We start from the raw sequence: 12,913 nt of genomic DNA, 5'->3' as shown, positions 1-12,913 counted from the left end.
TGTTCAGCGCTCCAGCACATAAAGGCCGGGCGCATCCCCCATCGGCGCGAAGCCCTTATCCGCGGCACCCATGGTGGGTGGCGCGATCGGTTCGCCCGAATGGCGCTGCAGCCAGTCGCCCCAGGCAGTCCACCATGACCCGTGTTCCGGCCGAGCGCGCTCGAGCCATTCGGCCGGATCGAGCGAGGAACCGTCGGCTTCGCGGGTAAGGATATGATAGCGCCGGCCGGGATGGCCCGGCTCGGAGACGATCCCGGCATTGTGCCCGCCGCTGGTCAGCACGAAAGTGATCTCGGCCGCGGTGAGGAGATGGAGCTTCTGCACCGACCGCCATGGCGCGACATGGTCGCGCTCGGTGCCGACCATGAAGATCGGTTTTCGCAAGGCGGAAAGCGTGATGGCCTTGCCGTCCACTCGGTATCGCCCTTCGGCCAGATCGTCGTTCAGGAACAGGCGCCGCAGATACTGGCTGTGCATGGCGTAGGGCATGCGCGTGCCATCGGCGTTCCATGCCATTAGATCGGACATCGGCGCACGTTCGCCCATCAGATATTCGGTGAGAATGCGCGACCACACCAGGTCGTTGGAGCGCAGGATCTGGAACGCGCCGCCCATCTGGCCGCTGTCGAGATAGCCGCGGCTCCACATCATGTTCTCGAGGAGATTGAGCTGCGCTTCGTCGATGAACAGGCCGAGCTCGCCCGGCTCGCTGAATTCGGTCTGCGCGGCCAGAAGGGTGACGGTCGCCAGGCGCTCGTCACCGTCGCGCGCCATTGCCGCCGCCGCGATCGAGAGCAATGTCCCGCCCAGGCAATAGCCCACCGCATGGACTGCGGCCGCGCCGGTGATTGCCGTCACCGCGTCGAGTGCGGCCATCGGTCCCAGCTTGCGGTAATCCTCCATGTCGAGGTCGCGGTCGGCACTGTCCGGGTTGTGCCAGGAGATCATGAAGACCGTATAGCCCTGGCCGGTCAGCCATTTTACCAGCGAGTTTTCGGGCGACAGGTCAAGGATGTAATATTTCATGATCCAGGCAGGCACGATCAGGATCGGCTCCGGCCGGACGGTCTCGGTCGTCGGTTCGTACTGGATCAGTTCGATCAGGTGATTGCGGTAGACCACCTTGCCCGGGGTCGCGGCAACGCTTTCCCCGACGCGAAAATCGTCGGCGCCGATCGGTGGCTCGCCGCGCATGGTCTGCTGCATGTCTTCGAGAAGATGCCGGAAACCGTCAACGAGGCATTTCCCGCCGGTCTCGAAGATCTTCTTCTGCAAGACGGGGTTGGTGGCAAGAAAATTGGTTGGCGCAAACATGTCAAGCACCTGGCGCGCGCCGAAGGAGACCATGTCTTCATGATGCCTGGTGACGCCGGATACTCCGGTCGTGGCCGCGTGCCACCACTGCTGGTTGAGCAGGAAGGCCTGGGTGATGAAGTTGAACGGGGGCTTGCTCCAGGCCGGATCGGCAAAGCGTCGGTCCTGGGGGAGGGGCTCGATTGCCGGCGCGGCATCGGGATGGCCCCCGCTGCGGACCATGTAATCGAACAAGCGGGCATATTTGCGGCCCGCCTTCGCGGCGAGCTGAAGCGACTTGCCCGGCGACAGGGCCAGATGGAGGCCCCAATCGGTAAGCGCCTGGTTGAGCGTCGCGGGCGAGAGCCCCGACGTCACCTGCGCGACTGCTCCCATTGCCGCGCGATCGAGCGTCTCGGCAATGCCGTCAAGCGGGTCGGGCATATGTGTCAGGTCACCAGCGGCCATCTTGAACTTCGCTCCTTCGGATTGACCCCGTCTGTGCAGGCGCAGCAAAGGATTCGCACTACGTAGATGTCCCTGCGCGTTCGCACGTCCCCAAGAGACCCCTGATGGAATACGCTCAGCCTCGTCGTGGCCGCCCAAAGCGTATCAAATTGGTGGGAAGCCGCGGTTAGGCTTGAGCAGTTCGGAGCCGGTTCTCATCGCATGGCGCGAGAGGCCGGTTTTGTAAGACTAGGACGCGCCCCGGAGCACATAGCGCATGAGATAGAGGCCAGGTAACAGGGGTAGCCATAGGGTTAGAAGTCTGAGCAGCATCGTTGCGGCAAAAGCCGCCTCAACCGGCACGCCCAACAGATGCAGTGTGGCCGTCGATGTCGCCTCGAAAGTCCCAAGGCCAAGGGGTATGGGGCCCAAGGTCACGACGATCGAGGCCATGGTCAGGGCGACAAAGGCCGTCGTAAACGCGGCGGATTGGTCGAGTGCGAGCAGGCAGACGAACAGGGTAGCTGCATCGGCAAGAAAGACGAGGCTGTTGCAGATGGTGACCCGCGCGAGCAGGCCGCGATTGGCGATCAGGCTCGAGGGTGCCTGGGCGACCGCTTCGAGCAATGTCTGCACGAACGCGATTCTTTCGAATCTCGGGTAAAGACCGCTGCGACCGCGCCGCCTGAGCCAGAGTGCGATCAAAGGAATCGCCAGCGCCACGAGGAGGAAGATCATCACGAGCAACGCCATCAGCGGCGTCGCTTCGTTCTGCGACCACAGCATGACAAGCATGATCACCGCCAGAAAGGCATATGCTGCATAGAAGCCGATCATGGAGACGAGCAGAGCGGCGACCGCGGTTCCGCGCTCCACGCCGAGGGCGGTAAGCTGATCGACCAGCAGCACATTGCCGCCCATTCCGGCGCTCGGAACCGCCTGGTCGGCGAACAGCTTGGTTACGGCAATCCTCACAAGCTTGGCAAAAGGGCGCGGTGAGGCAGCATCGTGAAGTACGAATTCCCAACCGCCGGCGACGCTTACATAGGTTGTCAGCTGGAAGAGAATCGCCAAAGCAAGCCATAGCGGTTGCGCTCGGTCGACCAGCCGCGCAAAATTTTCAACTTCGCCGAAATGCAGGACGGCACCCAGTAGTGCTGCGGCCGTCAGAACGCCCAGGAACCAGCGCCGCCAGCCGTGCCTCGCTGTGCTTTGCTCGGGCCTCCCGGCAAGCGGAATGCTCACGTCTGCAACCGGCCATCAACGACCTGCGGCGGGTTGCGGCCGTCCCGCAGCGCGAAGCGCTTCAGCAGCTCGGAGGACAGGAGGTAACCGAGCACCAATAGCGCAATACTGGCGAAAATCGTGCCGCTGGGCATGGCGAAACCGAGGACGCCAGACCAGGGGAGCAGGACGAGCAAGAGCGCGACGAAGAGCCCTGTTAGCGCTGTCACAACCATAACAATATGCGGGCGGCTGATCCAGGCCGGCCGGGCGGTACGGATGACGAAGACCACCAGGATTTGCGTTGCCATGGACTCGACGAACCACGCGGCGCGGAACTCGGCCACGCCCGCATGGAAGACCTGGCTCAACAGGAAAAAGGTAGCGATATCGAACAGGGACGAGAGCGGCCCCATGATCGCGGTGAACCGAACCAGGCCCGGCATGTCCCAGCCGTGGGGACGGTCGAGATCACCAGCGTCCGCATTGTCGAACGGAATGCCGATCTGCGACATGTCGTAGATGAGATTGTTCAGGAGCACCTGCACGGCAGTGAGAGGCAGGAAGGGCAGCCACAGCGAGGCGACCGCCATGGTGAGCATGTTTCCGAAGTTCGAGCTGGTGCCCATGCGGATATATTTCATGATATTCGCATAGGTACGTCGACCTTCCGCGACGCCTTCGGCGAGCACGCCGAGATCCGGGGCAAGCAGGATCATGTCAGCCGCTTCGCGGGCGACGTCCGTCGCACCTTCGACCGACAGGCCGACATCGGCGGCGTGGATCGCAGGCGCGTCGTTGATGCCGTCGCCGATGAAGCCGACGGTATGGCCCCGCGCCTGCAGAGCGTGGACGATCCGCGTCTTTTGATCGGGCGTCACCCGGGCGAACAGATCGATCTCCTCAACCCGTGCCGCGAGGGCCAGATCGTTGAGTTTGGCGATATCCTCGCCGGTCAGCACGCCTTCCACCCGAAGACCCAGGGCTCCCACCAGATGTTGCACGACGGGCGCCGCATCGCCCGAAATCACCTTGATCCGGATTCCGGCCGCCTCGAGTCTCGCGACCGCGGCAGTCGCGCTCGCCTTGGGCGGATCGACGAACACGCAATAGCCGACGAAAATCAGGTTCTCATCGCAGTCCGATCCGATGCGATCGAGCCCGGCGGCGGGTTTCCAGGCGACGGCCAGCAGCCGCAATCCTTGCGCTGCGCGATCGCCCTGGATCTGGACGAGACGTGCGCGCATGCCGTCGTCCAAAGATACGATAGCGCCTGAACGATCCTGCGCATGGACGCACAGTTCGAGGAGAGCTTCAGGCGCGCCTTTGACAATCTCGATCCGCTCATTGGCGTTTTCCGCAAGGACGGAGACGCGCCTGCGCTCGAAGTCGAACGGCTTTTCATCGATCTTGCGCCAGGCCTCCAGCGGTCGGTCGAGCATGTGGAGCAGCAGCGCTTCATCGAGCGGGCTCTTCAAGCCGGTCTCGAAGCGCGCGTTGACCGCAGCCAGCTCGGCGACCCGGTCATCGTCGTCGCCGTCAATACCGGGGTGGCCGACCAGGCTGATCTTCGCCTCGGTGAGCGTGCCCGTCTTGTCGGTGCATAAGATGTCCATCTGACCAAGGTCATGGATCGCCGACAGCCGCTTCACGACGACCTTCGACTTTGCCATGCGCTGCGCGCCTCGCGCGAGCGAGACGGTCATGATCATCGGGAGCAGTTCGGGGGTGAGGCCGACCGCGAGCGCCATTGCGAACAGGAAGGTCTGAAGGGGAGGGCGACCCAGTGCCAGATGGGTCAACAGCACGAACAGGACCAGGAACAATGTCATCCGCAGGATGAGTATGCCGAGCTTGTGGATTCCGCGTTCGAAGGCCGTTGGAGGTTGGGCCGTGGCAAGTGAGCCGGCGATCGCGCCAAAGCGCGTCCGTCGCCCGATTTCGACGACAAGCATCGTCGCGGTTCCGCCGATAACGGAAGTCCCATGGAACAAGGCATTGTGGGCATCGGTCATCTCGGACGCGGAGGCGGCCGGGTCGGCGTGCTTTTCGGCCGGATAGGGTTCGCCGGTGAGCGTCGCCTCGTTCAGTTGCGCGCCGTTGGCGCTCAGCACGAGCCCATCAGCGGGGACGAGGTCACCCGCCGATAGCATCACCACATCGCCGGCAACGATCTCAGAGACCGGCAGATCGTCAGGATGCCCATCGCGCAGGACTGTCGCCCGCAGCGCGATCGATCGCTTCAAAGCTTCGGCCGTGGCTTCGGCGCGATGTTCCTGCACCATGTCCAGCACAGTCGACAACAGTACCACGAGGACGATGATCGTGAAGCTCGCAAGATCGCCCGTCGCGCCGGCAATCCCTGCGGCTACGAGCAAGATTGCCACGAGCGGGTTGGCAAGGCGGCGGAGCAGATCCGCCACAAGATGGCGGCGTTGCGCTTCGGCAATCTGATTTGGGCCGTCGCGCTCGAGACGCGCTGCCGCCTCCGCAACCGACAATCCGTCGGACGTTGTGCCCAGACGCTTTAGCGTGTCGGAAAGCGCAGCATGCCAGAATGCTGGAACGTCACTCATGCAGCCGGCTAATTTCGAAGGCGACCAGGATCGCATCCGATCTGCATTGCTTCCTTTCGGCCATAGTCATTAGCGCCTCGATCGATCGGCCAGGGGCCAGTGAATTACCGGCCCTCGACGGACTGGCGCGAATGCTCTGCTCTTTCGATCCGCAAAGCTACGTACATGCATCGCGCACCACACCAGAGGCGGATGGTGGCAGGTCATCCATTCTCGAGTTATGGGCAGATGTCGGATTGATGCGATGCGCAATGCACTCAGTCCTCGGCCAGCCGGTCGAGAATCGGGCACTCCGGGCGGTCGTCCCCGGCGCATCGATCCGCAAGTTCCACCAGCGTATCGCGCATCGCATCGAGCAAGGCGGTCTTCCGGCCCAATTCGTCGGCTCTCGACAGCGCCAGCGCTTTGACTTCCGCACTCGATCGACGGCGATCCCGCCACAGATCCAGCAGCGACCGGATTTCTTCGATCGGAAATCCGAGATCGCGCGCGTTCGCGACGAAGCGGAGCCGGTGCATGTCCGCCTCGGAATATTCCCGAAAGCCGCCTGCCCGTCTGCTCGGGGCCGGGATCAGGCCGATCTTTTCATAATGGCGGATCATGCGCTGCGAGACGCCGCTCGCGGTCGAGGCCTGACCAATGTTCACGACCTCCTCGGCTCCAGCCGGACTGCGTTCAAACGCAGTGCGTTGGCGACGACAGTAAACGACGACAACGCCATCGCCGCGCCCGCGAACATCGGCGAGAGCAGGATGCCGGTGATGGGATAAAGGATGCCCGCCGCGATCGGTATGCCCACTCCGTTGAACAGGAATGAGAAGAACAGATTTTGCCGGATGTTGGCCATCGTCGCGCGCGCGAGCCGCCGCGCGCGGATCATCGCCGACAGGTCACCCTTTGTCAGCGTCAGTCCGGCGCTTTCGATCGCGACATCCGTGCCGGTGCCCATCGCCACGCCGACATCGGCGGCCGCCAGGGCCGGGGCATCATTGATGCCATCGCCCGCCATCGCCACGCGCGCGCCCATGGCCTTGAGCTCACCCACGATCCGCGCCTTATCCTCCGGCTTGAGATCGGCATGGACCTCATCGATGCCGCCGATCGCCCTCGCGACAGCTTCGGCGGTGCCCCGGCTGTCGCCGGTCAGCATGACGATGCGCAGCCCCTCGGCATGGAGCGAGGCGATCGCATCGCGCGCCGAGGCCTTGATTGGATCGGCGACCGCGATCAGACAGGCGGCCTTGCCGTCGATCGCGACCAGCATGACGCCGCTGCCGTCCCCGCGGTGGCGCTCGGCCGATGCTTGCAGCATGCTGACGTCCGCCCCAACGCGCCGCATCTGCGCGCTATTGCCAACAACGACCGTGTGTCCGTCGACCTGGCCGCTGATGCCCATGCCCGTCTGGGACTGAAAGTTTTCGACCGCCTCGACCGTCACCCCACGCTCCTTGGCGCCCGCAACGATCGCGACCGCGAGCGGATGCTCGGAGCGAGCCTCGACCGCGGCCGCCAGCGCCAGCACCTCATCGGCATCGAAGACCCCGACCGGCTCGACCGCGACCAGCTTCGGCTTGCCTTCGGTCAGCGTGCCGGTCTTGTCGATCACCAGCGTATCGACCGTGTCGAGAGCCTGGAGCGCCTCGGCATTCTTGACCAGTACGCCCGCTTGCGCTCCGCGGCCGGTGCCGACCATGATCGACATCGGCGTAGCGAGCCCGAGCGCGCAGGGGCAGGCGATGATGAGGACGGCGATGGCGTTGAGCAGCGCATGGCCAAAGCGCGGCTCCGGACCAAGCAGGATCCAGATGACGAACGTCGCAAGCGCGATCAGCACCACCAGCGGAACGAACCAGCCGGAGATGCGGTCCGCGACCGCCTGAATCGGCGCTCGGCTGCGCTGCGCTTGCGCCACCATCGACACGATCCGCGCGAGCATGGTGCCAGCGCCGACCGCCTGCGCTTCCATCACCAGGCTGCCGGTGCCATTGACCGTGCCGCCGGTGAGTGCGGCGCCTGGCGTCTTCAGCAATGGCGCCGGCTCGCCGGTCAGCATCGATTCGTCTACCGACGAGCGCCCGTCGATCACTGTCCCATCCACCGGTACCGCCTCGCCCGGGCGCACGCGCAGACGATCGCCCCTGGCAACCTCGCTCAAGCCGACTTCCTGCTCCTCGCCGTCCGCACCGATCCGCCGGGCCGTCTTGGGCGCGAGGTTGAGGAGCGCCCGGATCGCGCGGCCAGCGGCGGCGCGGGCGCGCAGCTCCAGGACCTGGCCGAGCAGCACCAGTGCGACCACCACGCCGGCCGCCTCGTAATAGACGGGCACCATCGCCCCATGCTCGCGGAAGCTTGCTGGAAACAGGCCCGGCGCGAGTGTTGCGACCAGGCTGTAGAGGAACGCCGCGCCGACTCCGATCGCGATCAGCGTGAACATGTTGTAGTGGCGACTCTTGAGCGACGCCCATCCGCGCTCGAAGAAGGGCCGCCCGGCCCACAGCACGATCGGCGCGGTCAATGCGAGCTGCACCCAGGGCGACCAGCGCATTGGCACGAGATGCAGACCCATCATCTCCGCCCCCATCGAGATCAGCAGCAGCGGCACGGCCAGCACCGCACTCACCCAGAAGCGGCGGGTGAAATCGACGAGTTCGGGATTAGGGCCTTCCTCCGCGCTAGGCTCCGCCGGTTCGAGCGCCATGCCGCAGATCGGGCAGGTGCCGGGTCCGGGTCGCCTGATCTCGGGATGCATCGGGCAGGTCCACACCGATGCCGATGATTGCGAGACGGTCGGCCCAGCCCTGGACTCGCCGCCGATGAACTTTGCCGGATCAGCGAGGAACTTCGCCCGGCAGCCGGCACTACAGAAGTGATAGATCGTGCCGGCTTGCTCGGCATGATGCGTGGTCGCTGCCGGATCGACCGTCATCCCGCAGACGGGATCCTTTACGATGGCCGGTCCGGCGGGGTCTCCCGAGCAGCAATGACTGCCATGAGCGTGTGGATCGTGCATCATGATGCTCCTTCGCGACACAGATAGGGTCTGACACCGTGTCAGGGTCAAGGCCTCTCGTCTTTGACCAGCATCCAGGTGCCTCCCATGGCTTGATCCCGCCATTGCGTTCGTCCGCAGAGCCATGCCGGATCCCGAGCGAGCGGAGAGAGTGCTTTCAGTGTGCAACGGTGATTGATCGACGCGAGCCGCAGAGCGGTGGCGCGCCGGCCGGGGGTGATCGCCCCGATGCCGTCTGGCACTCTCCCCGGACGGTCGAACCTTGGATCCGTAAAGTTACGGAATGCTGGCCACTAGAGGGGCCTTTAGACCGACTGTAGCCTGGTTCTGGACAGCCAAAATACGCTGCCTTTGCCCGGGCGCATCGATCTTTGCGCAATTGATCCGCCAAAGCGCGCGTCGAGCACGTCGCGCGTCTAATGTCTCATGGAGAAGCATCATGTCCAACGATCGTCACCTTCAGGCAGCCGTTCTCGCTGAGCTCGACTGGGAGCCCAGCATCGCCGCAGCCCATATCGGTGTCATGGCCGATGGCGGGGTGGTGACTCTAAGCGGTCATGTCACCAGTTTTGCCGAAAAGCAGGCAGCTGAGGCTGCGGCCCGCAGGGTGAAAGGCGTAAAGGCCGTGGTCGAGGAAATCGAGATCCGCCTGCATTCCCACGCGAAGCACGAAGACGAGGAAATCGCGGCGGCCGCGGTTCATCGGCTGGCCTGGGACGTCTCGGTGCCACGCGACGCCATCCAGGTGCAGGTCGAGGCGGGATGGATCACGTTGACCGGCGAAGTGGACTGGCATTTCCAACGGGACAACGCCAAGCAGGCCGTCCTGCGGCTGCCGGGCGTGATCGGCATCTCGGATAAAGTGACCATCAAGCGGAAGGTCGACGTGGGCAATATCAGTGACGAGATCATGCACGCACTGCACCGGTCCTGGTTCTTCGACCCCAAGACGGTCAGGGTCAGTGCTCACGACGGCAAGGTCGTGCTGGCCGGGACCGTCAGGTCGCCGCATGAACGGCAGATCGCCGCCGCCACGGCATGGGCGGCACCGGGGGTGACGGACGTGCGCAACGACATCATGGTCGCCTGAGGCCGTTAACGGCTGCTCTGCGCGACAATCGAACGGGGCCGGCCACAGAACCGGCCCCGAAAGCGAACTACGGCACCAGGACGGCGGCTCCTTCGAAACGCCCGGCTCTGAGGTCGCTCAGCGCCTCATTCGCCTGATCGAGACGATAGGGATTGGTATGCGTGACGATCCCGATCTTGGGCGCCAGTCCGAGGAAGTCGAGTCCGTCCTGGCGCGTTAGGTTGGCGACCGACATGATCTGTCGTTCTTCCCAGAGCAGATCATAGGGGAAGCTCGCAATCTCGCTCATGTGGATACCGGCGCACACGACGCGACCGCCCTTGCGCAAGGCCTTCAACGCCGTGGGGACGAGGTCGCCGGCCGTGGCGTAAATGATCGCCGCGTCGAGTAGCTCGGGCGGCGGCTCGTCGGACCCGCCTGCCCAGGCGACGCCGAGCGTTCGCGCGAAATTCTGAGTCGTAGTATCTCCGGGCCGGGTGAACGCGAAGACGGAACGTCCCTGCCACCGCGCCACCTGGGCGACGATATGGGCGGCTGCACCAAACCCATAGAGCCCGATCCGCTGTCCTTCGCCCGCCATCACGAGCGAGCGCCAGCCGATCAGCCCCGCGCAGAGAAGCGGCGCCAGCGAGACGTCGCTCCCGGCTTCGCCGAGTGGGAAGGCATAGCGCGCGTCCGCGATTGCCGATGTCGCAAATCCACCATCGCGCGTGTACCCGGTGAAGAGCGGGTGGTCGCAAAGATTTTCGCGTCCGCCTGTGCAATAAGGGCAGACCCCGCAACTATGGCCCAGCCAGGGAATCCCGACCCGCTCACCCAATCGCAGTCCTTCGACGCCATCGCCAAGGGCATCGATGCGGCCGACGATCTCATGGCCGGGAATGATCGGGAGGACGGGATCGGGGAGATCGCCATCGACGACATGGAGGTCCGTCCGACAGACGGCGCAGGCGGAGACCTGGATCCGGATCTCGCCCGGTGCCGGCGACCGATCGGGAAGCTCCGTCCAGACCAACGGGCAACCCAGTTGATTGAGCACCATTGCCTGCATGTCACAGCCCGACCTTCGGTAAATCGATCATCAATGGGATAACATGGCGCATCGGTCGGCTGCGAGAAGGAGATCGGCGGTGACGCCGCCCAATACCCATTCCCGCAAGCGGCTGTGGCCGTAGGCGCCGGCAACGATGACGCCCGCGGATTGCTGCCGTGCGATGGTCTCGATCGCGGTGGCATCATTACCGGTCGAGCGCGCTACAAGCGGTTCGGCCGGGATGCCATGGCGCTTGAGCCAGCCGACGACATCGGCGATCCGCTTGCCCGCCTCGGTCATATCGTCCTCGGACGCGATCTCGACGACCGTGACATGCGATGCCATCTCCAGGAGGGGCAGCGCGTCGAGCACAGCCCGCCTGGCCTCACGACTGTCCTTCCACGCAACCATCACCCTTTCGGGCTTGAGACTGGTGGCGCCGGTTGGGACGAGAAGAACGGGGCGGCCCGCGCGAATGACGAGATCGCCCATATCGACATTGCGCGTTTTATCGAGCAACGAACCGCCTCGATCGCGCGCTGTGATCAACAGATCCGCGCTGCGGGCTTCCTCTCCGATATAGTCGGCAATCGATGTCCGGGTAATGGCGCAGCGCCAGGTCAGATCGGACACCCTGCTGTCGAGCGCCGCCCGGAATTCCGTCTCAGCGGCATCGACTTCCTGCTGGATCTCGGCCCGGTTTTGTTCGGCGACCTGGCCGGATATGAAGCCATCGCCATAGACATATTGTATCGGCTGGCATGCGGCTATGCCGATGACGCTCGCTTGAAAGCGCTCAGCGAGATCCCCGGTGATCTTCAGCAGATCCACGTTCGGCTGGCCGAGCTCGAGGTGGACCATCAACGTGGCATAGGACATCGATCAATCTCCTGTTGCGCGGCACCCCGTAGGGCGCGGGCGCGGACCGGCACCGTCGAAGGATGCCCTTCTCAAGCTACGGCGCTCTCACAGGCCGAAATATCGGTTCATATACTTATGTCTGCGCTGTTCATGCCGGCGTCTTAGGCGAGTCCGTACCCGCCCATTGCTGAAGCTGCGCGAGTACGTAACCTTACCGATTTCAGGCCAACCGGTGCGCGATTAGGCGACAGATCCCCGACGTTCGCGGCTTCAGAGCCAGAAATGTTGCGCACGAGACAGATGTATGGCCGAGCAGAACATGGATATAGCCGCGGCGATCGTGGGTCTGGCGATACTTTGCCTGACACTTCTTGCCGCATTAAAGCCAAGAAAGTGAGTTTATTGACGGGGTAAACACGCCGTCGGCTTTCTCTCCTCGGTTGATGCAGCGAGACGCGACAAGCGGTCGCGGGGAATTTGGCATTGTCCGGATGGAAGGGGCGTCATGATCAGGGATATACTTGTCGTGGTAGATACAGGCGATGCCGACGAGGCGTTCATCGCCGACGCGATTGCGCTGTCGTCATCACGCGGCGCCAGGCTGATCATAGGTGTAGCTTGCCCGATCCCGGTGCCGGGTTCCGCATCGGCGCACGGACTGCCCGATGCAACCGCTGCCGAATTCAACCGCGCAGTCGACGCAAAGGAGAAGCGGATCTGGGCACTGGCAGACAAGGCCGGCATCACCGTATGCACATTGCTCGATGACCCGACGCTATTGCTGAAGAAGGTGGTGGCGCAGGCGAGCCTCTCGCAGCTTGTCCTGTTCGGACCAAGCGAAGCCTATGGCAGCCCCGATTTTCGACGGGAACTTGTCGAAGCGGTGGTCTTTGCGTCCGGTCGCCCCGTGGTCATGCTGCCCAAGGGGGCAGGTGCCGGGAATTTTGCGCGGATCGCTGTTGGATGGAACGGTACTCGAGAGGCAGCAAGGGCGCTCCACGCTGCCATGTCGGTCGCTGGACCGCGGGCACATTATTACCTCGCGGCCGTGGATATCGCGACGGAAGGCGATAGACGCTCGCAGCCTACGGCGAACGACGTCGTCCGCCATTTACACTCGCTCGGCTGGGTCGCCGAAGCCCATCATGTGGGTGCGGGGGAGCAAACAACAGCCGCGGCCCTGATTGCCTTCTCGCAGGCACATGGCGCCGATCTGATTGCCGCAGGCGCTTATGGCCATTCCCGGTTCAGGGAGTGGATATTTGGAGGTGTGACACGGGACCTCCTGCGCGGCGCGGACATAGCTGTTCTCTTGGAACATTGAGGTATCGCCATAGCCGTCGCTTCATGCCGCATTTGAAATTGCTCACCGGGCACTT

Annotated in this window: 9 protein-coding genes; 2 read left to right on the top strand and 7 right to left on the bottom strand. The window is 63.8% G+C overall.

Annotation, left to right across the window (positions count from 1 at the left end; translation table 11 throughout):
• Positions 1-3: 3 nt before the first annotated feature.
• From J0A91_RS23370 to J0A91_RS23350, 5 genes are all read right to left on the bottom strand, one after another.
• A complete protein-coding gene (locus tag J0A91_RS23370; protein ID WP_069207629.1) occupies positions 4-1,761 on the bottom strand; it encodes a PHA/PHB synthase family protein in 1,758 nt (585 codons plus the stop codon).
• A gap of 228 nt (positions 1,762-1,989) precedes the next feature.
• The gene (locus J0A91_RS23365; protein WP_083225018.1) at positions 1,990-2,985 is read right to left on the bottom strand and encodes a lysylphosphatidylglycerol synthase transmembrane domain-containing protein; all 996 of its coding nucleotides are present in this window, start codon (positions 2,983-2,985) and stop codon (positions 1,990-1,992) included.
• Positions 2,982-5,540, bottom strand: a complete 2,559-nt coding sequence (mgtA, locus tag J0A91_RS23360; protein ID WP_069207628.1) for a magnesium-translocating P-type ATPase — start codon at positions 5,538-5,540, stop codon at positions 2,982-2,984. The genes J0A91_RS23365 and mgtA overlap by 4 nt, the downstream gene beginning before the upstream one ends.
• A 257-nt stretch (positions 5,541-5,797) precedes the next feature.
• Positions 5,798-6,187: a Cu(I)-responsive transcriptional regulator gene (gene cueR, locus J0A91_RS23355; RefSeq protein ID WP_069207627.1), complete on the bottom strand. Its 390-nt coding sequence runs from the start codon at positions 6,185-6,187 to the stop codon at positions 5,798-5,800.
• Positions 6,184-8,550, bottom strand: a complete 2,367-nt coding sequence (locus J0A91_RS23350) for a heavy metal translocating P-type ATPase (protein WP_083225047.1) — start codon at positions 8,548-8,550, stop codon at positions 6,184-6,186. Before J0A91_RS23350 ends, cueR begins: the two co-directional genes overlap by 4 nt.
• 439 nt (positions 8,551-8,989) lie before the next feature.
• Between J0A91_RS23350 and J0A91_RS23345 the strand changes: the two genes are divergently transcribed.
• Positions 8,990-9,640 carry a BON domain-containing protein gene (locus J0A91_RS23345; protein WP_069207626.1) on the top strand — a complete coding sequence of 217 codons (651 nt, stop codon included), beginning with the start codon at positions 8,990-8,992 and terminating at the stop codon, positions 9,638-9,640.
• A gap of 67 nt (positions 9,641-9,707) precedes the next feature.
• Here J0A91_RS23345 and J0A91_RS23340 read toward each other — a convergent pair whose 3' ends face one another.
• Positions 9,708-10,691, bottom strand: coding sequence for a zinc-dependent alcohol dehydrogenase family protein (locus J0A91_RS23340; RefSeq protein WP_069207625.1), 984 nt, complete (start codon positions 10,689-10,691; stop codon positions 9,708-9,710).
• A gap of 30 nt (positions 10,692-10,721) precedes the next feature.
• A complete protein-coding gene (locus J0A91_RS23335) occupies positions 10,722-11,552 on the bottom strand; it encodes a universal stress protein (RefSeq protein ID WP_069207624.1) in 831 nt (276 codons plus the stop codon).
• 487 nt (positions 11,553-12,039) lie between these two features.
• On the opposite strand from J0A91_RS23335, the gene J0A91_RS23330 reads away from it, so the two are divergent.
• Positions 12,040-12,858, top strand: a complete 819-nt coding sequence (locus J0A91_RS23330; protein WP_069207623.1) for a universal stress protein — start codon at positions 12,040-12,042, stop codon at positions 12,856-12,858.
• Positions 12,859-12,913: the final 55 nt, after the last annotated feature.

Origin of the sequence: Sphingomonas panacis, assembly GCF_001717955.1 — a bacterium.
Taxonomy (GTDB): domain Bacteria; phylum Pseudomonadota; class Alphaproteobacteria; order Sphingomonadales; family Sphingomonadaceae; genus Sphingomonas; species Sphingomonas panacis.
Note: the sequence above shows the minus strand (reverse complement) of the source record. Positions and strands in the feature narration are given on the sequence as shown.

Excerpts from the sequence above, each read along its gene's own strand:
- J0A91_RS23350 (WP_083225047.1), bottom strand. The coding sequence starts at position 8,550 with ATGCACGATCCACACGCTCATGGCAGTCATTGCTGCTCGGGAGACCCC.
- J0A91_RS23335 (WP_069207624.1), bottom strand. The coding sequence starts at position 11,552 with ATGTCCTATGCCACGTTGATGGTCCACCTCGAGCTCGGCCAGCCGAAC.
- J0A91_RS23370 (WP_069207629.1), bottom strand. The coding sequence starts at position 1,761 with ATGGCCGCTGGTGACCTGACACATATGCCCGACCCGCTTGACGGCATT.
- J0A91_RS23330 (WP_069207623.1), top strand. The coding sequence starts at position 12,040 with ATGATCAGGGATATACTTGTCGTGGTAGATACAGGCGATGCCGACGAG.
- J0A91_RS23345 (WP_069207626.1), top strand. The coding sequence starts at position 8,990 with ATGTCCAACGATCGTCACCTTCAGGCAGCCGTTCTCGCTGAGCTCGAC.
- mgtA (WP_069207628.1), bottom strand. The coding sequence starts at position 5,540 with ATGAGTGACGTTCCAGCATTCTGGCATGCTGCGCTTTCCGACACGCTA.
- J0A91_RS23340 (WP_069207625.1), bottom strand. The coding sequence starts at position 10,691 with ATGCAGGCAATGGTGCTCAATCAACTGGGTTGCCCGTTGGTCTGGACG.